The 20,796-nt window shown below is 69.7% G+C and carries 16 protein-coding genes; 2 read left to right on the top strand and 14 right to left on the bottom strand.

What is annotated here, in order from left to right; translation table 11 throughout:
• Window positions 1-189: 189 nt before the first annotated feature.
• Window positions 190-2,049 (bottom strand): phosphoenolpyruvate carboxykinase (GTP), encoded by a 1,860-nt coding sequence (locus CLV49_RS11635; protein WP_106563689.1) that lies wholly within the window; start codon window positions 2,047-2,049, stop codon window positions 190-192.
• Between the two features lie 124 nt (window positions 2,050-2,173).
• Here CLV49_RS11635 and CLV49_RS11630 point away from each other — a divergent pair, with 124 nt between their 5' ends.
• Window positions 2,174-3,613, top strand: a complete 1,440-nt coding sequence (locus CLV49_RS11630; protein ID WP_106563688.1) for an XRE family transcriptional regulator — start codon at window positions 2,174-2,176, stop codon at window positions 3,611-3,613.
• Between the two features lie 48 nt (window positions 3,614-3,661).
• Here the strand turns inward: CLV49_RS11630 and manD are convergent, their stop codons facing one another.
• From manD to CLV49_RS11590, 8 genes are read right to left on the bottom strand one after another with little or no spacing between them, the layout of a single operon-like run.
• Entirely contained in the window at window positions 3,662-4,900 is a 1,239-nt protein-coding gene (gene manD / locus CLV49_RS11625; protein ID WP_106563687.1) for a D-mannonate dehydratase ManD, read from the bottom strand.
• Window positions 4,897-6,693: a beta-glucuronidase gene (uidA, locus tag CLV49_RS11620; protein ID WP_106563686.1), complete on the bottom strand. Its 1,797-nt coding sequence runs from the start codon at window positions 6,691-6,693 to the stop codon at window positions 4,897-4,899. Before uidA ends, manD begins: the two co-directional genes overlap by 4 nt.
• A gap of 15 nt (window positions 6,694-6,708) precedes the next feature.
• On the bottom strand, window positions 6,709-8,031 hold the full coding sequence (locus tag CLV49_RS11615) for a mannitol dehydrogenase family protein (RefSeq protein ID WP_106563685.1): 1,323 nt from the start codon (window positions 8,029-8,031) through the stop codon (window positions 6,709-6,711).
• Window positions 8,028-9,449, bottom strand: coding sequence for a glucuronate isomerase (uxaC, locus tag CLV49_RS11610; RefSeq protein ID WP_243696599.1), 1,422 nt, complete (start codon window positions 9,447-9,449; stop codon window positions 8,028-8,030). Before uxaC ends, CLV49_RS11615 begins: the two co-directional genes overlap by 4 nt.
• The gene (locus CLV49_RS11605; protein ID WP_106563684.1) at window positions 9,446-10,306 is read right to left on the bottom strand and encodes an ATP-binding cassette domain-containing protein; all 861 of its coding nucleotides are present in this window, start codon (window positions 10,304-10,306) and stop codon (window positions 9,446-9,448) included. Before CLV49_RS11605 ends, uxaC begins: the two co-directional genes overlap by 4 nt.
• Entirely contained in the window at window positions 10,303-12,165 is a 1,863-nt protein-coding gene (locus CLV49_RS11600; RefSeq protein WP_166426847.1) for a dipeptide/oligopeptide/nickel ABC transporter permease/ATP-binding protein, read from the bottom strand. Before CLV49_RS11600 ends, CLV49_RS11605 begins: the two co-directional genes overlap by 4 nt.
• Window positions 12,162-13,103, bottom strand: a complete 942-nt coding sequence (locus CLV49_RS11595) for an ABC transporter permease (protein ID WP_106565050.1) — start codon at window positions 13,101-13,103, stop codon at window positions 12,162-12,164. Before CLV49_RS11595 ends, CLV49_RS11600 begins: the two co-directional genes overlap by 4 nt.
• 60 nt (window positions 13,104-13,163) lie before the next feature.
• Window positions 13,164-14,699 carry an ABC transporter substrate-binding protein gene (locus tag CLV49_RS11590; protein WP_106563683.1) on the bottom strand — a complete coding sequence of 512 codons (1,536 nt, stop codon included), beginning with the start codon at window positions 14,697-14,699 and terminating at the stop codon, window positions 13,164-13,166.
• A 275-nt stretch (window positions 14,700-14,974) separates the two neighbouring features.
• Between CLV49_RS11590 and CLV49_RS11585 the strand changes: the two genes are divergently transcribed.
• Window positions 14,975-15,979: a LacI family DNA-binding transcriptional regulator gene (locus tag CLV49_RS11585; protein WP_106563682.1), complete on the top strand. Its 1,005-nt coding sequence runs from the start codon at window positions 14,975-14,977 to the stop codon at window positions 15,977-15,979.
• Between the two features lie 110 nt (window positions 15,980-16,089).
• Here CLV49_RS11585 and CLV49_RS11580 read toward each other — a convergent pair whose 3' ends face one another.
• The 5 genes from CLV49_RS11580 to CLV49_RS11560 form a co-directional block, all read right to left on the bottom strand.
• A complete protein-coding gene (locus tag CLV49_RS11580; RefSeq protein ID WP_106563681.1) occupies window positions 16,090-16,692 on the bottom strand; it encodes an isochorismatase family protein in 603 nt (200 codons plus the stop codon).
• 88 nt (window positions 16,693-16,780) lie between these two features.
• Window positions 16,781-17,257: an NUDIX hydrolase gene (locus CLV49_RS11575; protein ID WP_106563680.1), complete on the bottom strand. Its 477-nt coding sequence runs from the start codon at window positions 17,255-17,257 to the stop codon at window positions 16,781-16,783.
• 29 nt (window positions 17,258-17,286) lie between these two features.
• The gene (locus CLV49_RS11570; RefSeq protein ID WP_243696600.1) at window positions 17,287-18,774 is read right to left on the bottom strand and encodes a D-alanyl-D-alanine carboxypeptidase/D-alanyl-D-alanine-endopeptidase; all 1,488 of its coding nucleotides are present in this window, start codon (window positions 18,772-18,774) and stop codon (window positions 17,287-17,289) included.
• Window positions 18,775-18,813: 39 nt separating this feature from the next.
• Entirely contained in the window at window positions 18,814-19,872 is a 1,059-nt protein-coding gene (locus CLV49_RS11565) for a Gfo/Idh/MocA family protein (RefSeq protein WP_106563679.1), read from the bottom strand.
• Window positions 19,869-20,795, bottom strand: a complete 927-nt coding sequence (locus CLV49_RS11560) for an aldose 1-epimerase family protein (protein ID WP_106563678.1) — start codon at window positions 20,793-20,795, stop codon at window positions 19,869-19,871. Before CLV49_RS11560 ends, CLV49_RS11565 begins: the two co-directional genes overlap by 4 nt.
• Between the last annotated feature and the right edge of the window lies 1 nt (window position 20,796).

Raw genomic sequence — 20,796 nt, 5'->3', positions numbered from 1 at the left:
AAAGATGGCGATACAGCACCGGGTTTGATGCTGTATCGCCGTCTTTTTGGGGTACGGGGGTGGGGTGGAGGGGGTGGGGGGTCGGGTGGTGACGCAGATCGGTCCCGCCAAGGTCGAGCTGCGCCGCCACCCGACCCACCACCCCCGCCCACGAGGCGCGGCGAGAGGAGCAGGTGGGTGGGTGGGCCGTCAGGCTGGCACAGTCGTGGCCAGGCGGTACCGGAGGGCAGCGAGCTCCGTCGAGAGGGCGGCCGGCAGTCGGCCGCCGAACTGAGCGAAGAACTCCTCGGTGAGGTCGGCCTCGTCACTCCACGACGCGGGGTCGACGGCGAACAGGCGCTCGAGCGCGCCATCGGCGAGGTCGAGACCCTCTACATCGAGGTCCTCGAGCAGCGGAAGGCGACCGATCGACGACTCCTCCGCGGCGACGTCGCCGGAGACGCGCCCCGCGATCCATTCGAGGACGCGGGCGTTCTCCGAGAAGCCCGGCCACAGGAACTCACCGTCCGGTCCCTTCCGGAACCAGTTGACCTGGAACATGCGCGGAGCCCGGTCGAAGCGCAGCTTCTCGCCGATCGACAGCCAGTGCGCCCAGTGGTCCGCCATGTTGTAGCCGCAGAACGGGAGCATCGCGAACGGGTCACGGCGCAGCTCGCCGACGGTGCCTTCCGCGGCCGCCGTCTTCTCCGAGGAGATCGTGGCACCGATGAAGACGCCGTGTCGCCAATCCGTCGCCTCGACGACGAGCGGCACGTTCGTCGCCCGCCGTCCACCGAAGAGGATCGCGTCGATGGGCACGCCGTCGGGCGCCTGCCAGTCGTCCGCCATCTGAGGGCACTGCGCGGCGGCCACCGTGAACCGGGAGTTCGGGTGCGCGGCCGGACGACCGCTCGTGGGCGTCCAGTCGCGTCCCTCCCAGTCGATGAGGTGGGCTGGAGGCGTGTCGGTGAGGCCCTCCCACCACACGTCGCCGTCGTCGCGCAGAGCGACGTTCGTGAAGATCGTGTTGCCCCAGAGCGTCTCGACGGCCGTCACGTTCGTCGACTCGCCTGTACCGGGTGCGACGCCGAAGAAGCCCGCCTCCGGGTTGATGGCCCAGAGCCGTCCGTCGTCGCCGGGACGCAGCCAGGCGATGTCGTCTCCGATGGTCTCGACGCTCCAGCCGGGAAGCGACGGGCGGAGCATCGCGAGGTTGGTCTTGCCGCACGCCGAGGGGAACGCCGCAGCGATGTGGAACGAGCGGCCCTGCGGATCCGTGAGCTTGATGAGCAGCATGTGCTCGGCGAGCCAGCCCTCTTCGCGGCCCATCGCCGAGGCGATGCGGAGCGCGAAGCACTTCTTGGCGAGGATCGCGTTGCCGCCGTAGCCGGAGCCGTACGACCACACCTCGCGCGTCTCCGGGAACTGGACGATGTACTTCGTCTCGTTGCACGGCCAGGCGACGTCCTCATCGCCCGGGGCGAGGGGAGCCCCCACCGAGTGCACGGTCGCGACCCACGACTCCCCGGCCGCGATGAGGTCGAGGACACGGTCGCCCATGCGCGTCATGACACCCATCGACAGCACGGCGTACTCCGAGTCGGTGAGCTGGACACCGAGCTGCGAGAGCCGACCTCCGACCGGACCCATCGAGAACGGGACGACGTACATCGTGCGCCCGCGCATGCTGCCGGCGAAGACACCGTCGAGCTCGGTGCGCATCTCCTCGGGAGCGACCCAGTTGTTGGTGGGGCCGGCGTCCTCCTCGAACGTCGTGCAGATGAAGGTGCGCGCTTCGACACGGGCGACGTCGCTCGGGTCGGTGCGTGCGAGGAAGCTGTTGGGCCGCCACTCGGGGTTGAGTCTGATGAGCTTGCCCTCGGCCACGAGCTGCTTCGTGAGTCGGTCCGACTCGGCACGCGAGCCGTTGCACCAGACGATGTCCGCCGGCTCGGTGAGGGCGGCGATCTGGTCGACCCACGCGCGGAGTGCCTCGATGCCGCGGTGTGCGGTGGGGGTGGTCTCGTCGACGTCGGCCCGGTCGACGTCCGTGATCTGCGCGATGCTCATGGCGAGTTCCCTCCATCGGGTTGCGTTCAAGAATCGGTGTTGACCTCAGTCTGGAATGGAATGAACCGCACATATCGGAAGATGTAGTGGAAAGAATCGCAATTCTTTCGATATTGTCAAGGCCATGGCCTCATCGAACGCCGAACTCGACACCCTCGGGCACCGCCTCCGCCACTTCCGCACGGCCGCGGGCCTCACCCTCGACGCGCTCGGCGAGCGCACGGGGGTGGCGCCGAGCCAGCTCTCGCTCGTGGAGAACGGCAAGCGGGAACCGAAGCTCTCGACCCTCCAGTCGATCGCCCGCGAGCTCGGGCTCGACCTCGCGGAGCTCCTCTCGGGCGAAGCCCCCTCGCGCCGCGCCTCGCTCGAGATCGAGCTCGAGCGCGCGCAACGGGGCGCCCTGTACGCCTCACTCGGACTGCCGCGCGTCCGCGTGACGAAAGGGACCTCCGACGAGACGCTCGAGGCCGTCGTGGGCCTGCACCGCGAGCTCCAGCGCCGCGCGAGCGAGGCGATCGCGACGCCGGAGGAGGCGCGGCGCGCGAACACGGAGCTGCGCGAACTCCTGCGGCGCCAGGACAACTACCTCCCCGACATCGAGACCGTTGCGGAGGAACGGGTTCGCGCCGCCGGTCACGTATCGGGCGCACTCACCCACCGGACGGTCGGCATCATGGCCGAGCAGCTCGGGTTCACCCTCATCTACGTGTCCGACCTGCCGAGCTCGGCCCGCAGCGTCATCGACCTCGAGAACGGGCGCATCTACCTTCCGCCGGCCTCGATCCCCGGCGGCCACGGCCTCCGGTCGATGGCGCTCCAGGCCATGGCCCACCGCGTGCTCGGTCATGAGCGCCCGGAGAGCTACGCGGAGTTCCTGCGGCAGCGGCTCGAGATCAACTACTACGCGGCGTGCTGCCTCATGCCGCAGACCGCCGCCGTCTCGTTCCTCACCCAGGCCAAGCGGGACAGGAACCTCGCGATCGAGGACTTCCGCGACGCCTTCGGGGTGACGCACGAGGCGGCGGCGCACAGGTTCACCAACCTCGCGACCTCGAAGCTCGATATGCGCATGCACTTCCTGCGCGTCTCGGGCGACGGCGCGCTCCTCCGCGGCTACGAGAACGACGCTCTCCCGCTCCCCACGGACGTCACGGGAGCGATCGAGGGGCAGATGGTGTGCCGGAAGTGGAGCGCGCGCAGCGCGTTCGACCGCACGAACCGGACGACGGAGCTCTACCAGTACACGGATACGCCGGCCGGGACCTTCTGGTGCGCGACGCAGACCGGATCGACGTCCGACGGGGAGTTCTCGATCAGCGTCGGCGTGCCGTTCGACGACGCGAAGTGGTTCAGGGGCCGGGAGACGACGGAACGCGCCGTGTCGACGTGCCCGGACGAGGCCTGCTGCCGCCGCCCCTCGGACGAACTCACCGCACGGTGGAAGGACAAGGCGTGGCCGAGCGCACGCGTGCACACGCACACCTTCGCTCCGCTCCCCCGCGGCACCTTCCCCGGTGTCGACGACACCGAGGTGTACGAGTTCCTGTCACGCCACGAGTCGTGACGCGGGACGGCGCCACCCGCCGTATCCCCACGGGCGACGCCCTGCCGGTCACCAGTCGTGCACGGTCCCGTCGGCGAGACGGTTGTAGGGCAGGTAGGCCTGCTGGTACGGGTACTGCCCCGCCGCATCCACGTCGAGCTCGACGCCGAGGCCCGGCTCGTCGCCCGGGTGGAGGAAGCCGTCGGTCCACGTGAAGGACTGCTGGAAGACCTCGTCGGTCTTCGCCCCGTGCTTCATGTACTCCTGGATGCCGAAGTTGTGGATGGCGAGCCCGAGGTGCATGGCAGCGGCCATGCCGACCGGGGAGATGTCGGTGGGCCCGTGCATGCCCGACTTGATCTGGTACTGGCTCGCGTAGTCGAGCACCTTCTTGAGGTGCGTGATGCCGCCCGTGTGCGTCACGGCGCTCCGCACGTAGTCGATGAGCTGCTCGCGGATGATCTGCTGGTAGTCCCACACCGAGTTGAAGATCTCGCCGATCGCGAGCGGCGTCGTGGTGTGCTGGCGCACGAGACGCAGCGCCTCCTGATTCTCGGCCGGTGTGCAGTCCTCCAGCCAGAACAGGTCGTACGGCTCGAGGCTCTTGCCGAGCTTCGCCGCCTGGATCGGCGTCATGCGGTGGTGCGCGTCGTGGAGGAGCGGCAGTTCCGGTCCGAACTCGCTCCGCACCGCCTCGAAGACGGTGGGGATGTGCCGGAGGTAGCTGCGGGTGTCCCAGTCCTCCTCGGCGGGGAGCGCGCCGCGCTGGGCGGGCTCGTGGTCGTAGCGCACGCCGGAGTTGGCCTCGAACGTCGCGTTGGAGGCGATGCCGTAGATCGACTTCAGCCCGGGCACGCCGGTCTGCACGCGGATCGCGCGGTAGCCCTGCTCCTGGTGCGAGCGGATGCTGTCGAAGAGCTCGTCGTTCGTCTTCCCCGACGCATGCCCGTAGGCGAGCAGGCCGGTGCGCGACGCGCCGCCGAGCAGCTGGTACACCGGCATCCCGGTGGCCTTGCCCTTGAGGTCCCACAGTGCCATGTCGACGGCGGCGATCGCGGCCATCGTCACGGGCCCGCGACGCCAGTAGGCGCTGCGGTAGAGGAACTGCCAGGTGTCCTCGATCTTGTGCGCGTCGCGGCCGATGAGGAGCGGCACGACGTGCTCGGCGAGGTAGCTCACGACGGCCAGCTCGCGTCCGTTGAGGGTCGCGTCGCCGAGTCCCGTGAGACCATCGTCGGTCGTCAGCTTGAGCGTGACGAAGTTGCGGTCGGGGCTCGTGACGATGACCTCCGCTTTGTCGATCCTCATCGGTCTCCTCCTTCTGCCGCGGCGTCGCGCCGCGCTGTCCATCGGGCCTTGAGCACACGGGCGACGGACTTCGGCCGCCGATCACGCGTGAACACGCCTTTCTTGTTGCCGTCCACCCGGATGATGCCGGCCTTCGTCTGGAAGTCGGCGAAGTTCCAGATCTGCTCACCGGTGACGGCGGGAATGCGGTCGAAGACGCGGTGGTACATCTCGAGGAAGTCGATCTGGTACTCCTCGCTCCACGGTGACGGCACGGCCTGGTGGAGTCCCGCGACGGTGTCGACGCCGTACTCGGTCATGACGATCGGCTTGTCGTACGTCGCGGCCCAGCCGAGCAGCTCCTTCTCGAGCTCGACCTCGGCGCGCGCCAGGTCACCCGTCTGCTGGTACCAGCCGAAGTAGCGGTTGAGGCAGATCACGTCGAAGAGGTCCACGATGAGGTCGTTGTCGAAGCGTGCATCGCCCTGGTTGGCGAACGTGACGGGACGCGTCGGGTCGAGCTCGCGTGTGAGCTCGACGAGCGGTTCGAAGTACTCGCGCGCGCCCTGCTCCGCCGAGGCCGGCTCGTTGGCGATGCACCACATCACGACGCTCGGGTGGTTCTTGTCGCGAGCGATGAGCTCGCGGATGCCCTGGGCTGTCGCGTCGCGAGTGACGTCGCTCATCGTCTCAGGGGAGAAGGTGGGCTTCCGCGCTCCGCCGAGGATGCCTCCCGCCATGTTGATGTTCATGCCGACGGCCGCGGTCTCGTCGATCACGACGATGCCGTGCCGGTCCGCGTACTCGAGCACCTCCTCGGCGTACGGGTAGTGCGACGTGCGGAAGGAGTTCGCCCCGATCCAGTCCAGGAGGGCGAAGTCGTGCACGAGCAGCACGTCGTCGTGGCCCTTCCCGCGGAACGGCGCATCCTCGTGCTTCCCGAAGCCGGTGAAGTAGAAGGGCTCGTCGTTGATGAGGAACTGCTGCCCCCTCACCTCGACGGTGCGGATGCCCACGGGGAGCGTGTACGAGTCGGCGTCGGCGCCGTCCCCCATGGAGACCTCGAGCTCGTACAGGTAGGCGGCCCCGGGCTGCCAGAGGTTCGGGTCGGTGACGGTGAGTGTGCCGCTCGCGCCGGCGGCCGCGGCGACCTCGCGCCGGTCCTCGTCGCGCAGCACGACGGACACATCTCCGTCGCCGACCGTGTCGACCGTGTAGTGCACGCGAGCGGAACCGTCGGACTCGCGCGTCGTCGTGACCGAGACGTCGTCGATGTGCGCAGGCGACGTCGCGATCAGGTGGACGGAGCGGTGGATCCCGGCGTAGTTGAAGAAGTCGTGGCGGTAGAGCTGCGTCGGCTTCCCGTCGGCCGCGGTTCCGACCTCGCCGGGCGGCACGGTCGCACTCGTGAGCCGGTTGTCGACGGCCACGGTCACGACGACCGCGGTGCCGGGTGCGGCGAGCTCCGTCACGTCGACCTCGAAGGGCGTGTAGCCGCCCTCGTGGTGCGCCACCTGCTCGTCGCCCACGAAGACGGTGCCCGTGTGGGTCACGGCGTCGAAGCGCAAGACGATGCGGCGACCCGTCCACGTGGAGGGGACGACGAATTCGCGCTGGTACCAGGCGACGCCGATGTGGTCGCGGATCTCGGCGTCGGCGAAGACGTCGTTGTAGCTCGCGGGGACGGGAGCCTGCCGGATCGCGGGCAGGCGTCCGCGCCAGGGCTCGTCGCCGACCTCGCTGTCGAGGGCGAAGGACCAGAGCCCGTCGAGCGATCGCAGGTCGCGAGTCCGGGTGGCCTGGGGCTTCAGCATTGAATCTCCTTCATTTCAGGGTGCGCTCAGGGGAACGAGGTCGTCGAGCAGGTCGAGACATCCGTCGACGACGGCGTCGTCGACGGGCGTTCCGGCGATGCGGTCGAGGGCGGCTCTCAGCGTGATGCGATCCGGCGAGGCCGTATCGATCCCGTCGAGCGTCGCGAGGTGGGCGGCGAGCGCTCGGGCGGCGCCCGAACCGTTGCGACCGGCGGCGCGTTCCGCGTCGAGCACGGGCACGATCCGCACGCGCAGCTTCGTCTCGGCGTCGGTCGCGATCTGCTCGAGCGAGTGCCGGATGGCCGAGTTGCCGAAGCGGCTCGCGAGGTCCGATCGGTAGCGGTCGAGGTCGAGCCCCTCGGGGAGGTGCCGGACGCATTCGTCCCAGAACTCCTCGACCCATGACCGCACCACGGGGTCGGCGAATGCCTCGTCGACGTAGGCATGCCCGCGCGCGGGCCCCGCCGCGGCGAGCAGCGTGTGCGCGCCGTTGAGGAGCCACAGCTTGCGACGCTCGAACGGTTCGACGTCGTCGACTATGCGCGCGCCGGCCGATTCCCAGTCGGGTCGTCCAGCAGGGAAGTCTCCGGACATCGTCCAGTCGGCGAACGGCTCCGCCACCACGACGCACGCGTCCCGGAACCCGGTGAGGGCAGCGGCCGCCTCCTGATCCGCGTCCGTGGCGCGCGGCGTGATCCGATCGACGGAACTCGACACGAAGCCGATGTGCGTCTCGGCCCAGGCGACCGTCTCGCCGCCGATCGCCTCGAGGAGGGGACGGAGAGCCTCGCGGAGCACTCCCCCGTTGTCCGGCAGGTTGTCGCAGCTCACCAGGGCGATCGGTCCGGAGCCCGAGCGGCGGCGGGCATCGAGAGCGACGGCCAGGCGTCCGAGTGCGGAACGAGGGGCCTCGCATCGCCCCTCGGCGGCGGATGCCAGCCTCTCGAGGTCCGCCGCGCCCTCCTCGGACGCCTGGTAGCCGGCCTCCGTGATCGTGAGCGTCACGAGGGCCGTCCGCTGGTCGCTCACGGCGCGAGCGAGATGCTCGACGTCCGCGCCGTCGACGGCCTCCGTGATGACACCGACGATCGTCGCGTGGTCCCCGGAGTCGTCGCGTTCGATGAGCGTGTAGAGGCCGTCCTGGGCCTGCAGGGCGTCCGCGGCGTCCGGGCGCCGACCGGAGTACGCAGTGATCTCCCAGTCGTCCCGATCGTTCGCGCGGGCCGTGTACCAGGCCTGGTGAGAGCGATGGAAGGCGCCGAGGCCGAGGTGCACGATGCGGCGGGGGCGCGTGCCGCGGGGCTCCGGGTGGGTCGATCGGTCGATGGGCGCCGTCACAGTTTGAACACCTTCCGCGGCATCGTGTCGGTGAGGTCGTGGATGATGCGCTCCGCGGCGGCTGGCCGCACCCGTCCCTCGGCCACGAGTCGCGCCAGGAAGGCCGCGTCGAGCCGGCGCGACATGTCGTGGCGGGCCGGGATCGAGAGGAAGGCACGCGTGTCGTCGATGAAGCCGGAATGACGGTAGAAGCCGGCCGTCTCGGTGACGGCCGAGCGGAAGCGCATCCCGGCGTCGGGGGCATCGAGGAACCACCACGGCGCGCCGATGTACACCGAGGGGTAGAAGCCGGCGAGCGGGGCGATCTCTCGCGAGTACACCGTCTCGTCGACGCTGAACAGCACGAGGTGCATGCCGTCCACGAGTCCTACCTCGTCGAGGAGGGGGCGGATCTCGTCCGTGAAGTGCGTCGCGATCGGGATGTCGTGCCCGGTGTCAGCGCCGTGGCGCTCGAACGTTGCCGTGTTGTGGTTGCGCCGAACACCGGGGTGGATGGTCATGACGAGCCCGTCCCGGGCGCTCATGCGCCCCATCTCGAGAAGCATGTGCCCGCGGAAGGCGTGCGCGTCCTCGGCCGAGAGCGAGCCGGACCGCGCACGGTCGTAGAGGCGGGCGGCCGTGTCGGTGCCGAGGTCGACGATGCGCAGGTCGGCGATGCCGTGATCGGCCGAGACAGCACCGTTCGCGATGAAGTGAGCGCGCCGTGCCGCGAGGGCTGCGAGGTAGCCGTCGAACGTGGCGGGTTCGCCCGTCGCCTCGTGCAGTCGTGCGACGTCGGCGGGGAACGTGGGGCTCTCCGGATCGAGGTAGCGGTCCGGACGGAACGTCGGCAGCACCCGCCCGGTGAACGTCGGGTCGTCGCGCAGTGCGGCGTGGTCCGCGAGGTCGTCGAGCGGATCGTCGGTCGTCGCGAGCACGTCGATGCGGAAGGTGTGGAAGAGCGCACGAGGCCGGAACGCCGTCTCGCCGAGCCGCTCCTCGATCGCCTCGTAGATCCGGTCGGCGTTCCCCGCGGCCAGGTCCTCCCCGATGCCGAAGACACGCTCGAAGGTGCGCTCGAGCCAGTACCCGGATGCCGTCCCCGCGAATTCGTGCCAGTGCTCGGCGAGGAGCCGCCACGCCCGCCGGCCGGCCGCAGACCCGTCCGTCGGCCGCAGGTCGTCGTAGTCCACGCCGTTCGCGTGGAGCAGCCGCGTCACGTAGTGGTCGGAGCTGATGAGCAGCTCCGTCGGATCCTCGAACGCCCGGTCCTGCCGGAGGAGCGATGCGGGAACGTGGCTGTGGGGCGAGACGATCGGCAGGTCGGCGACCGTCTCGTAGAGGTCTCGAGCGATCGCGCGCGTTCCGGCGTCGACGGGCAGGAGCCGGTCGTCCGATGCCGCCGAGGTCGCGGTGGCCCCCATCAGGACGTCCGTCATCGTTCGACCCCCGACCCCGCCGCGACGCGCTCCTCAGCGGCCATCCGGCCACGGAGAGCTCGCCGCTCCGCTTGAGCGTCGGGGTCGGGCAGAGGCGACGCGAGGAGGAGCCGCCGGGTGTACCGGTGCTGCGGCGACGTGGTGACGACCGCCGCTTCGCCGCGCTCGACGACGTCGCCGCGGTAGAGCACGGCGACGTCGTGACTGATGTGACGGATCACGTCGAGATCGTGCGAGATGAAGAGATACGACACCCCGAGGTCCTGCTGGATCTCGAGGAACAGGTCGAGCACGCGAGCCTGTGTCGTGAGGTCGAGCGCGCTCACCGGCTCGTCGCACACGATGAGCTTCGGCCGCAGGGCGAGGGCGCGCGCGATGGCGATCCGCTGGCGCTGCCCGCCCGAGAACTCGCGGGGCACCCGGGTGATGGCGTTGCTCGGGAGTCCCACCCGGTCGAGCAGCTCGGCGACGCGGGCGCGGCTCTCCTTCGCACCGACCTTCTGCACCTGCAGCGGCTCGGCGAGGATCTGACCGATCTCCATCGCCGGGTTGAGCGAGCTGTACGGGTCCTGGAAGACCACCTGGAGGTCGGCGGCGAGCTCTGCCCGCTTCCGTCGCCCGGCGTGCGTGATGTCGACGCCGCCGAAGGTCACCGTTCCGCGGGTGATCGGCGCGAGGCCCAGGATGGCGCGGCCGATCGTGGTCTTCCCGGATCCCGACTCCCCCACGACGCCGAGCGTCTTGCCCGGCTCGATGTCGAGGGAGACGCCGTGGAGGATCTCGACGGGGCCGCGGCGGAAGCCCTTCCGCGGATAGGCCACGGCGAGGTCGTCGACCTGGAGCAGCTTCTCGGTCATCGGGTCGTCTCCTCGGTGAGCGGCGTGAGCGGTTCCCGACCGGTGAGCATCGAGCCGAGCAGGGTGCGGGTGTACGGGTGGCGCGGGTGGTGCAGGATCTCGCGCACGGGTCCCTCCTCCACGAGCCGGCCGCGCTGCATGACGGCCACGCGGTCGGCGATGTCGGCGACGACGCCGAAGTTGTGGGTGACGAGGAGGATCGCGACTCCGAGCTCGTCGCGCATGCGGCGGAGCAGATCGAGGACCTCGGCCTGAACCGTCACGTCGAGCGCCGTGGTCGGCTCGTCGGCGATGATGAGGTCGGGTTCGCAGCTCACGGCCCCCGCGATGAGGACGCGCTGCGCCATTCCGCCGGAGATCTCGTTCGGATACGAGGCGAACGTCCCCTCCGGGTCGGAGATCCCGACACGTTCGAGGAGATCGATCGCGCGCCGTTTCGCATCGGCGCGGCTGATGCCGAGGAGCTTGACCATCGGCCGGGCCAGCTGGTGCCCGATCGTGTAGTTCGGGTCGAGGTTCGACATCGGCTCCTGCGGGATGTAGGAGATCCGCCGCCCACGCAGCGGGCCCACCTCCTTCTGGAGGATGCGCTGCGACGCCGGGTCGATGGTCTGGATGTCGTCGATGACGATGCTCCCCGCGACGATGCGGGCCGAACTCGGCAGCAGGCCGAGCACGGCGAACGCCGTCTGGCTCTTGCCCGATCCGGACTCGCCGACGATGCTGAGCACCTCGCCGCGGTCGATCGAGAAGCTGACACCCTGCACGACCGTCGTGAGGCCGCCATCGGCGTTCGGGTAGCCGATCTCGAGGTCGCGCACTTCGAGGAGGTGGTCGCCCTCGGGCAGTTCGTCCGTGCCAGGGAGCGGGTCGGCGCTCGTCGAGACCGAGACCGTCGGAGCCATCTCGGGCTCCACCGTCACGGAGACGGTGTCGGCGAGAGCGCCGGGCGTCACGCCGCTCGCGGCGACGGCGGCCGTCGCCTTGCGGTTCGCGCGCACGCTCGGCAGGTCCTCGAGGGCGTCGCGCAGGGCGTTCCCGATGAGCACGAACGCGCCGACGGTGAGGCCGATCGCGAGCGCCGGCCACAGCATGAGGGTCGGCGAGATGTAGATGTTGCGGAAGCCCTCGCTCAGCATGGCGCCCCACGTCGGCTCCGCCGGGTTGCCGAGGCCGAGGAACTCGAGCCCCGACTGGATGGCGATCGCGACGCCGGCGATGAGGGCCGTCTGGATGATGATCGGCGCGCGCACCACGGAGATGATGTGGCGGGCGATGATGCGGGCGTCGCTCAGTCCCGAGACGCGCGCGGCATCGACGTACAGCTCGTTCCGCACCGATTGGACGGCGGTTCGCGTGAGGCGGTAGTAGCCGGGGCTCAGCAGGACACCGAAGACGATCATGGTGACCCAGACGCTCGGTCCCACCGCGGATCGCACCGAGAGGAGCACGATGATGGCGGGAAGGCTCATGAGCGCGTTGGCCGACCAGGAGGACACGCCGTCGAACGGGCCGCCGAAGTAGCCGGCGATGAGACCGGAGGGCAGTCCGATCGCGATGGCGACCACGGCGCAGAGGACCGCGGACGACAGTGTCAGCTGAGAGGCCCAGAGGAGCCGGCTCCACGTGTCGCGTCCCGAACTGTCGGTGCCGAGGAGGTGGTCCCCTCCGGGGCTCGCGAACGGGTTGGCGATGTCCGCGGTCGTGGCTCCGTACGGAGCGAGGAGGGGCGCAAGGATCGCGCCGAGGACGACGAGGAGGACGACCGAGAGTCCGATCGCTCCGAGTGGGTTGCGGAGGAGACGGATCACGACATTGTCGCGACGACGCTCGGCTCCGCCTGTGCTGATCGAGGTCACGAGACACGCACCTTCGGGTTGAGCCAGCCGTTGATGAGGTCGACGGCGAGATTGACGATGACGACGATCACGACCGTGTAGAGGACGACGCCCATCACGATGGGGATGTCTCCGCTCACGGTGGACGTCACGGCGAGCTGTCCGATCCCGGGGAGCGCGAAGATGCGCTCGAGAATCACGGCTCCGCCGAGCAGGCCGACGAACTGCAGACTCAGGACGGTGAGGCCGGCGGGCGCCGCCGCGCGCAGCACGTGCTTCAGGAGGATCTCCCCCTCGCCGAGTCCGCGGCTGCGGAGAGTCCGCACGAAGTCGCGGTCGCGCTGCTGGATCACGGCCGATCGGATCTGCTGTGCGCTCGCTGTGACGTAGTTCAGCACGATGGCGATGACCGGAAGCGTGAGCGAAGCGATCCACGCGTCGATTCCGGAGCCTGGTCCGATACTCGAGACCGCGGGGAACCACCCGAGCTGGACCGCGAACACCGTTGCGAGCACAACGGCGAGGACGAAACCGGGGATCGCGTCGCCGATGACGGCACCGACCTGGACCGCCCGATCGATCCAGCCGCGTTTGACGGCCGCGAGCGTCCCGATGGTGGTCGCGAATATCGTGACGAAGAGCATCGCGACGCCGATCAGGGCGAGCGTGACGGGGAGCCTCGTCGTGAGGCTGTCGGACACGGTGATCGTCCCGAACCAGCTCCGACCCAGGTCTCCGGAGAGGGCGCTCGCCACCCAGTCGAGGAACCGGACGGGGAGGGGCTGATCGAGGCCGAGCTCGACTTCTTTCGCCGCGACCTGGGCTTCGGTGGCCTGATCGCCGACGATGTTGCGGGCGATGCTCGACCCGTTGACGAAGAGCAGCGCGTAGGCGGCGGCGCAGATGGCGACGAGCAGGACGAGTCCCGACGCGATGCGCTTGAGGGTGTAGGTGATCACGAGTGCTCCAGAGCGGGCCGAGGGGCGGGGAGACGACCGCGGTCGCCTCCCCGCCGGCGGTTACGAGGCGGGCGCGAAGTTGTAGATGGACGGCACGGCCTGCTGGATCTGCTTCTCCACCGAGATCTTCTCGGAATCGTAGGAGTAGACCTGGTCGATCCGGTACACGGGGGCGAACCAGGCGTTCTCCGAGATGTACTCGTTCACGGCCTTGGCGTTCTCTGCCGACTCGTCTCCGCCCGTCTGGACGGCGGCGATGAGTTCGTCGAGTTCGGGCGTGGCCGAGTCGAAGGGGTTGTAGATGGCATCGGTGGAGATGATCTGATTGATCGCCACCCACGGCTCACCCTGGAAGAGGTTCTGGTAGAGCACCGGGACCTTGCCGGACGACAGATCGTCGAGGAACGTCTGGACGTTCAGGGTCGTCACCTGGACCCGGATGCCGACATCGGCGAACTGCTGCGTCAGCGCGGCCAGGGCCGTCTCGAAGCCGGGACCGGCGGAGATGGGGAGGTCGAAGCCGTCGGCGTATCCGGCCTCGGCGAGGAGTTCCTTCGCCTTCTCGGGGTCGTAGTCATACCGACTGTCGAGCTCATCGACGGATGCCCCGCTGTCGGGACCGAACACCTGCTGGGTCGGCTCACCGTATCCGCGCAGGATCGACTCGAGCATCGTGTCGCGGTCGATCGCGTAGTTGATCGCCTGGCGCACACGCACATCCCCGAGCGCCGGAACCTGCGTACCCTCGCGGTCGAGGAGAAGGAGTCCCTGCCAGTCCACCCGATAGTCCTCGAGTGTGGCGAAACCGGCGCCGTCGGCCTGTTCCGCAGTAGACGCGTCGAGGATCGTCGCGTCGACCTGCTTGGACAGGAGCGCGTTCACACGCGCGGTGAGCTCCTCGTACGGCTTGAGGACGACGGTGTCGAACTTCTGCAGGTCGGGGTTCCAGTAGTCCTCCCGCGCCGTGAACACGAACTGCGATCCCGAGACCGATTGCTCCGTGTCCATCACGTACGGTCCCGATCCGACCGGTGTGGAGATCATCTCCTCGGTCCCCAGAGACTCGGGGCTTCCCATGAGGCCGCCTGCTTGCGACAGGTTGTACTCGAGGGAAGGGTCCGGAGCCGAGAGGTTGAGCACGACGGTGTCGTCGTCCACGGGGTCGACCGACTCGACGGCGGCCACCTGCGCGGCCTGCCGCCCGTTGTTGTTCTGGAGGTTCTCGATGTTGGCCTTCACGGCCTCGGCGTTGAACGCCGCGCCGTCGCTGAAGGTGACGTCGTCGCGCAGCTCGAGCGTGAGCTGAGTGCGGTCGTCGTTGTACGACCATTCGGTGGCGAGCATCGGCTCGAGGTCGCCGTCGGCCGTGCGGAGGATGAGCGTGTCGTACGCCACCTGGTACGGCTGAAGCGTGTGCCCGACGTGGGCCTGCGCGGGGTCCCACGACGTCGGCTCGCCGATCGTCCCGAGGGTGAGCGTCCCGCCTCCGGCGGTTCCTCCCCCGTTGTCGGCGTTTCCGCCTGAGCATCCGGCGAGCAGCGCCGCCGCGGCGATCGACGCGGTCACGGCCGCGGCTCTCTTCGAAACCAACTTCATCGTCAGTAGTCCTTCGTTCGTCATTGACACGGTGGGGCTGTCGGGGTGGAAGCCTGTGCCCGCGCTGTTCGCCGGATCCGGTCCGACGCGTGAGCTGGGGCCGTCGTATGGGTCTTTTCGACCCGTCGACGTGACTCGACCGTAGCAAGTGCAACCGATTGCCGCAATCGATTGCCGAATACTCGTGACCAACCGAGACCGGTTTGTGATTAGATTGGCAAGCGGTTGCCAGATCCATAGGTTCTGGAGGCCTGCCGGAGCCGAAGGGGGAACCGATGACCGAACGTACGCGCCGATCGACCGCGCCGACGATCTACGACATCGCCGAGAAGGCCGGCGTCGCCGCCTCGACGGTCTCCCGCGCGCTCAACAAGCCCGGCCGGATCAATTCGGAGACCGAGCGCCGCATCCGCGCGGCGGCCGATGAGCTCGGCTACCGCCTCAATCCGATGGCCCGCTCCCTGCAGTCGGGTCTCACGGGGAACTTCGCCCTCGTGATGTCCGACATGACGAACCCGGTGTACTTCGACCTCGTACGCGGTGCCGAACGGGTCACAGCCGAGGCCGGCTGCACGCTCCTCTTCGCCGACTCCCAGGAGAACGTGGACGTCGAGCTCGACGCAGCCCAGCGCCTCCTCCGCGTGGCCGACGGCCTCATGCTCGTGGGCTCGCGTCTCAGCGACGAACAGATCGTCGCGCTCGCCGAGCTCAAGCCCGTCGTCACCGTCAACCGACTCGTCGCCGATCTTCCGGCGGCCACCGCCGAGGTGGAGGTGGGCGTGCACGAGGCCGTCCGCCATCTCGCCGAGCTGGGGCATCGGGACATCGCCTACCTCACCGGCCCCTCGGCATCCTGGATGAACGGGCGCCGCCACGAGGTGCTCGTGGCGGACGCCCTCTCCCGAGGAATGACCGTGCGCGCGATCGAGTCGGACAGCCCCACGATCGACGGCGGCCGGGCCGCCGTCCCGCGCGTGGCGGCGAGCGGTGTGACGGCGGTCGTGGCGTTCAACGACCTCCTCGCCTTCGGTCTGCTGCAGGGCGCCAGGGATGCCGGCATCGACGTACCCGGCACGCTCAGCGTGATCGGCTTCGACGACATCTTCGGCGCGGACCTCCTGACGCCGCCCCTCACGACCGTGCGCAGCCACATGCGGAGCCTGGGTGAGGCCGCGGTCGTCGCCCTCCAGCGCGCGATCGCGGGCGAACCGGGGGCAGACTCCGACCGGCCGGCCACGAAGCTCATCGTGCGGGGGTCGACCGGACCCGCGACGGACTGACGGGCCGGAGGTCCACCCCATCCGATTCCCGAGCGGGACCGAACGGGTTCACTGGGGCCGGGGAGGCGGTGCGACCTCCTCGGTCCCCTCCGCGTCGACCGCCGACGGCTTCAGCCCTCCGAGGGAGCCTCGACGACCGTGCTCGACACGAGTTCCCCGCCGTGGTGCGCGACCTCGGCGAGCGCCGCAGCGCTCGGATCCGGAGCGACCCCGGCGACGAGGTCGGTGAGGATCCGCACGTGCAGCCCGTGCTCGATCGCGTCGAGGGCCGTCGCCCGCACGCAGTGATCGGTGGCGATGCCGACGACGTCGACCTCGGTGACGCCGTGCGCTGCGAGGGCCGCCGACGCGGTCCGGCCGTCGTCCGTCGTGCCCTCGAAGAGCGAGTACGCCGGCACGCCCTGGCCCTTCCGCACGTGCACGTCGACCAGGGACGCGTCGAGTGCCGGGTGGTAGTCGGCTCCCGGTGTTCCCGCCACGCAATGCCGTGGCCAGGTGTCCACGAAATCGGGAGCGCCGTCCGCGAAGTGGCCGCCGTTGGAGGTGTCGCCGTCGTGCCAGTCCCGCGAGGCGAACACCACACCGTAGGCGCCCGACGTGCGGCGCACGAAGGCCGTGACGTTCTCGGCGACGGCCGCTCCGCCGTCGACGCCGAGGGCGCCGCCCTCGGTGAAGTCGTTCTGTACGTCGACGATGAGAAGTGCGCGCGTCACGGTGGTCCTCCTGGGACGTCGGGGTGGGTCCGCCCCGATTCTACGAGCGCCAAGCGCTCACCGGAATGCCGCGGCGCTCGGAGGAGCCTCAGCGGCCGGGCGCCTGGAAGCGCGTGTCCTGACGGTCCTCCACGGCGGCGGCGATGCGAGCGCGCATGTCATCCGAGATCGGCGGGAGGTCGTCGAGCGGGAACCAGCGGGCCTCGGTGTTCTCGCCGTCGGCGGGCGTCGGCTCCCCGCCCGTCCAGGCGAGCCGGAAGACGAGGTCGAGGTACTGCGACTCGTCGCCGTTCGGGTATATCACGGGCTCGGTGACTCGCACCCAGGCGAGGCGTTCGACGACCGACGAGACGCCGGCCTCCTCCTCGACCTCGCGCACGGCCGCGAACGCCGGTTCCTCGCCGGGATCGATGATGCCGGTGACCGGGGTCCATGCGCCGCTGTCCGCGCGCTTCACGAGGAGGACGTTCGCGCCGTCGAGGACGACGGCGGTGACGCCGGACAACCACAGCGGGTCGGTGCCGATCTTCTCGCGGAGGGCGATGATGAAATCAGGAGTGGCCACACCGGGACTCTACCGGCCGCGTCGGAGGGTCAGCCGTTCGAGAGGCTCGAGCCGCAGCGGTAGAAGGCCGTGGTGAGAGCGTCGATCCCCTCCATCGTCGTCGTGGGGAGCGTCTCCCCCACCGTTCCGAGCGCGTAGATCGTGAAGACGAGCGTCGAGCCGTCGGCCGCCTCGATGATGCCGGACAGCGTGTAGGCGGAGCGGATGTAGCCCGTCTTCGCGAAAACGTGCCCGCGGGCGGCGGCGCTGTCCCCCGTGAAGCGCTCGTCCTCGTCGAGCGTGCCCGTCTCGCCGGCGACGGGCAGACCGGCCTCGACCGCCTCGAGGTCCCCCGCGCCGTCCTCCACCAGACCGAACAGCCGCGTGAGGTACGACGGTGGCACCGCGTTCTCCGTGCTGAGGCCCGAGCCGTCGGCGACGACGATACCGTCCGTCGGGATTCCGTAGTCGGCGAGCGCCTCGGGGATGGCCTGCTGAAGCGCTGCGAAGGTGTTGCCGGCGCCGAGCTCGATCGACACGAGCCGAGCGAGCGCCTCGGCGATCATGTTGTCGCTCTCGAGCAGGCTGTCGTGGACGAGTGACGCCACCGTGGGCGACGAGACGACGGCGAGCTCCTCCGCGTCCGCGGACGCCGTTCCCGACTCGACCACGGCACCGGGGAAGTACGACGCGAACGCATCAGCCGCGCGCCCCACGGGGTCCGTGCCGCGCGGAGAGCCCGTGCGTGTGGGGTCGTCGCGGTCCCCGTCCACCTGCAGCGCGGTCACGCGCGTCTGGTACCCCTCCGCCGGCGAGTTCGGGTTCCAGTCGGGGCGCCAGTCGTCGGTGCCGAAGAGGGACGCGTCCACCACGATGCGCGTCACCGTCCCATCCGTTTCACCGGTCTCCGTGAGGGCCATGAGGGTGCGTGCGGCCAGATCGTCGAGGTGCGCGGCGTCCGTGTAGACGGACGACTGCCCCGTCGGGAGCCGTGTCAGGGTGATGTCTCCCCCGCCCACGAGCACGATCGTGCCCGGCTCGTCCCCTTCGACCACGCGGGTCTCGAAGGTGTGGTCGGCCCCGAAGACGGCGAGCGCCGCAGCCGACGTGATGACCTTGAAGGTGCTCGCCGTGCGGTTCGGGGTGTCCCCGTCCCGGTCGAAGAGGATCTCGCCGGTATCCGCGCTCCGCACCTGCGCCTGCAGGGTGGCGAGGCGGGGGTCGGCGGCGACGTCGGCGACCGAGCACATCCGCGGCGTCGTCGCCGGCACCGGATCGTCCGCGACGATGCGCGGGTCCACCGTCGGCGTGGGGGTCGGGGTGGCGGTGACGGCCGGGGCGGCCGTCGCCGTGGTCGCGACCACACCGAGCGAGGTGACGGACGCTCCCACGAGCACGGCCGCGAGGACGACTCCGACGAGGGAACGCACGGGACCGCCAGACGCGAACGGGCCGGCCCTCCGGACGTGTCGCGCAGCTCCCGCCACCGTCGCCGGCCGATCGACCGCGAAGGCGTCGGAGCGGTCGGTCGAGGTCACCCCTCGATTCTACGAGCGGCTTCCTGGGCGATGCGGCCGTCAGCCGACGATGCTCGAGCGGGCCGCAGGCACGCCAGGGGCGCTCTCGCCCGGGTAGGTCAGCCCCGTCTGAGCGCGGATGGCGTCGAGCGTGCCCATGATCGCGACGGACTCTTCGAGCGGGAGGATGTCGCCGGAGATCAGACCGGCGGCAGCCAGGCGTTCGAGCTCGGCCGCCTGGTAGCGCATGCCGCGGCCCTCGACGGGCAGGTCGATCTCCTCGACGACGGCACCGCCGGGGACGACGTGACGCACGACGGTGGGCGTGAAGAAGGTGGGCTCGAAATCGAGCCGCCCCTCCGTGCCCACGATCGATGCCCGGTTCGCACCGGCCGCATCGCTCGCGCACACGGTCGACGACGTCGCGCCGGACGCGTACTGGAAGAGCGTCGTCGTCTGCGCGTCCGCACCCGTGTCCTTGAAGACCGCCGCCGCCATGATCCGTTCGGGGGCGCCGAGGATGTCCCACGTGAACGAGATCGGGTAGATGCCCAGGTCGAGGAGCGCTCCGCCGCCGAGCGCGAGGTCGTTGAGCCGGTGCGACGGGTCGTCCGGCAGGTCCTGACAGTGCTCGCCCACCACGGAGCGCAGCTCGCCGAGGACCCCGGAAGCGACGATCTCGCGCACCCGGATCATGTGCGGGAGGAAGCGTGTCCACATCGCCTCGAGCGCGACCTTCCCCACCCGTGTGGCCGTGTCGGCGATGAGTCGCGCCTCGGCCTCGTTGATCGTGAACGGCTTCTCGACGAGCACATGCTTGCCCGCCTCGAGCATCTGCACGGCGTTCTCGGCGTGGAACGGGTGCGGCGTCCCGATGTAGACGGCGTCAACCTCGGGGTCGGCGGCGAGGTCGGCGTAGCTGCCGTGGGCGCGAGCGATGTCGTGCTCCTGCGCGAAACGCTCGGCCGACTCCGTGGAACGCGACCCCACGGCGACCACCGGGAAACCCCCGTCGATCATGTCGCCGGTGAAGTTCGTGCTGATTCCCCCCGTGCCGAGGATGCCCCAGCGGAGCCCCGTGGGGGTGGGGGACGTGGTGTCGGTGTTCTGCTCGCTCATCGGCGCTCCTCGCTCAGGTCGGCCCGGATGCCCCAGTGCACCTCGAGAGTGTCGCCGGGGGCCAGCCACGTGAGGCCGTCCCCCGTGTTGAAGGCGTTGGCCGGCATCGTCATGGGTTCCACGGCGAGGGCCAGCCCGCCCGGACGCAGCTTCGTGGAGACGAAGGCCTGCATCCACGCGAATGCCTCGTCGGCCCAGAGGGTGACGGTCGAGCCGTCCGGGGCGGCGAGCACGTGCTCGACGCGACCGTCCACCACGTCGAGGTCCGTGTACGCGTCGTCGAGACTCAAGTCGCCGACGCGCGGACCGCCGCGCAGGTCCTTCTCCGCCGGAACGGGTGCCGTCCCGGTCGGGTTGAGGCGGTCGTCGACCACGACGAGGGTCGATCCGCTGCTCGTGAGCGTGAGCTCGGCCGTGGGGGTGTCGCCGATGCAAAGGTAGGGATGGGCGCCCACGCCGACGGGTGCAGCCGCAGTGCCGTGATTCGTGAGGCGATGGGTGACGACGAGACCGTCCTCCGTCAGCGCGTACTCGACCTCGGTCGCGAGGCTGAACGGGTATCCGCGTGTCGGATGGATGGGCGCGCGAAGGACGACACGGTCGTCGGCGAGCCGCTCCACGGCGTACGCGGTGTTCCGCAGCAGCCCGTGGGACGCGTTGCCGTTCTTCGGCTCGCTGATATCGAGCTGCATCTGCTCGCCGTCGAGCGTCCACTTCCCGTCGCGCACGCGATTCGGCCACGGCACGAGGATCGCGCCTTGCGACTGCTTCGGCAGCTGCTCGGCGGGGAAGCTCTCGACGATCTCGACTCCGTCGACGGCGAGGTGGCGGAGGAACGCCCCCACCTCCGTGACGACGGCCGAGACGCGGCCGGCGGACAGGTCGACCTGGATTCCGGTGGGATACCACTCCGATGTACTCATC

Source organism: Labedella gwakjiensis (assembly GCF_003014675.1).
GTDB classification, from domain to species: Bacteria; Actinomycetota; Actinomycetes; order Actinomycetales; family Microbacteriaceae; genus Labedella; species Labedella gwakjiensis.
The sequence above is the reverse complement of the archived record's forward strand: the minus strand, read 5'-3'. Positions and strand labels throughout refer to the sequence as shown.

Bases quoted from the DNA above. Each gene is read 5' to 3' on its own strand.
- CLV49_RS11585 (WP_106563682.1), top strand. From the start codon at position 14,975: ATGACCGAACGTACGCGCCGATCGACCGCGCCGACGATCTACGACATC.
- manD (WP_106563687.1), bottom strand. From the start codon at position 4,900: ATGAGGATCGACAAAGCGGAGGTCATCGTCACGAGCCCCGACCGCAAC.
- CLV49_RS11590 (WP_106563683.1), bottom strand. From the start codon at position 14,699: ATGAAGTTGGTTTCGAAGAGAGCCGCGGCCGTGACCGCGTCGATCGCC.
- CLV49_RS11560 (WP_106563678.1), bottom strand. From the start codon at position 20,795: ATGAGTACATCGGAGTGGTATCCCACCGGAATCCAGGTCGACCTGTCC.
- CLV49_RS11630 (WP_106563688.1), top strand. From the start codon at position 2,174: ATGGCCTCATCGAACGCCGAACTCGACACCCTCGGGCACCGCCTCCGC.
- uidA (WP_106563686.1), bottom strand. From the start codon at position 6,693: ATGCTGAAGCCCCAGGCCACCCGGACTCGCGACCTGCGATCGCTCGAC.
- CLV49_RS11605 (WP_106563684.1), bottom strand. From the start codon at position 10,306: ATGACCGAGAAGCTGCTCCAGGTCGACGACCTCGCCGTGGCCTATCCG.
- CLV49_RS11565 (WP_106563679.1), bottom strand. From the start codon at position 19,872: ATGAGCGAGCAGAACACCGACACCACGTCCCCCACCCCCACGGGGCTC.
- uxaC (WP_243696599.1), bottom strand. From the start codon at position 9,449: ATGACGGACGTCCTGATGGGGGCCACCGCGACCTCGGCGGCATCGGAC.
- CLV49_RS11635 (WP_106563689.1), bottom strand. From the start codon at position 2,049: ATGAGCATCGCGCAGATCACGGACGTCGACCGGGCCGACGTCGACGAG.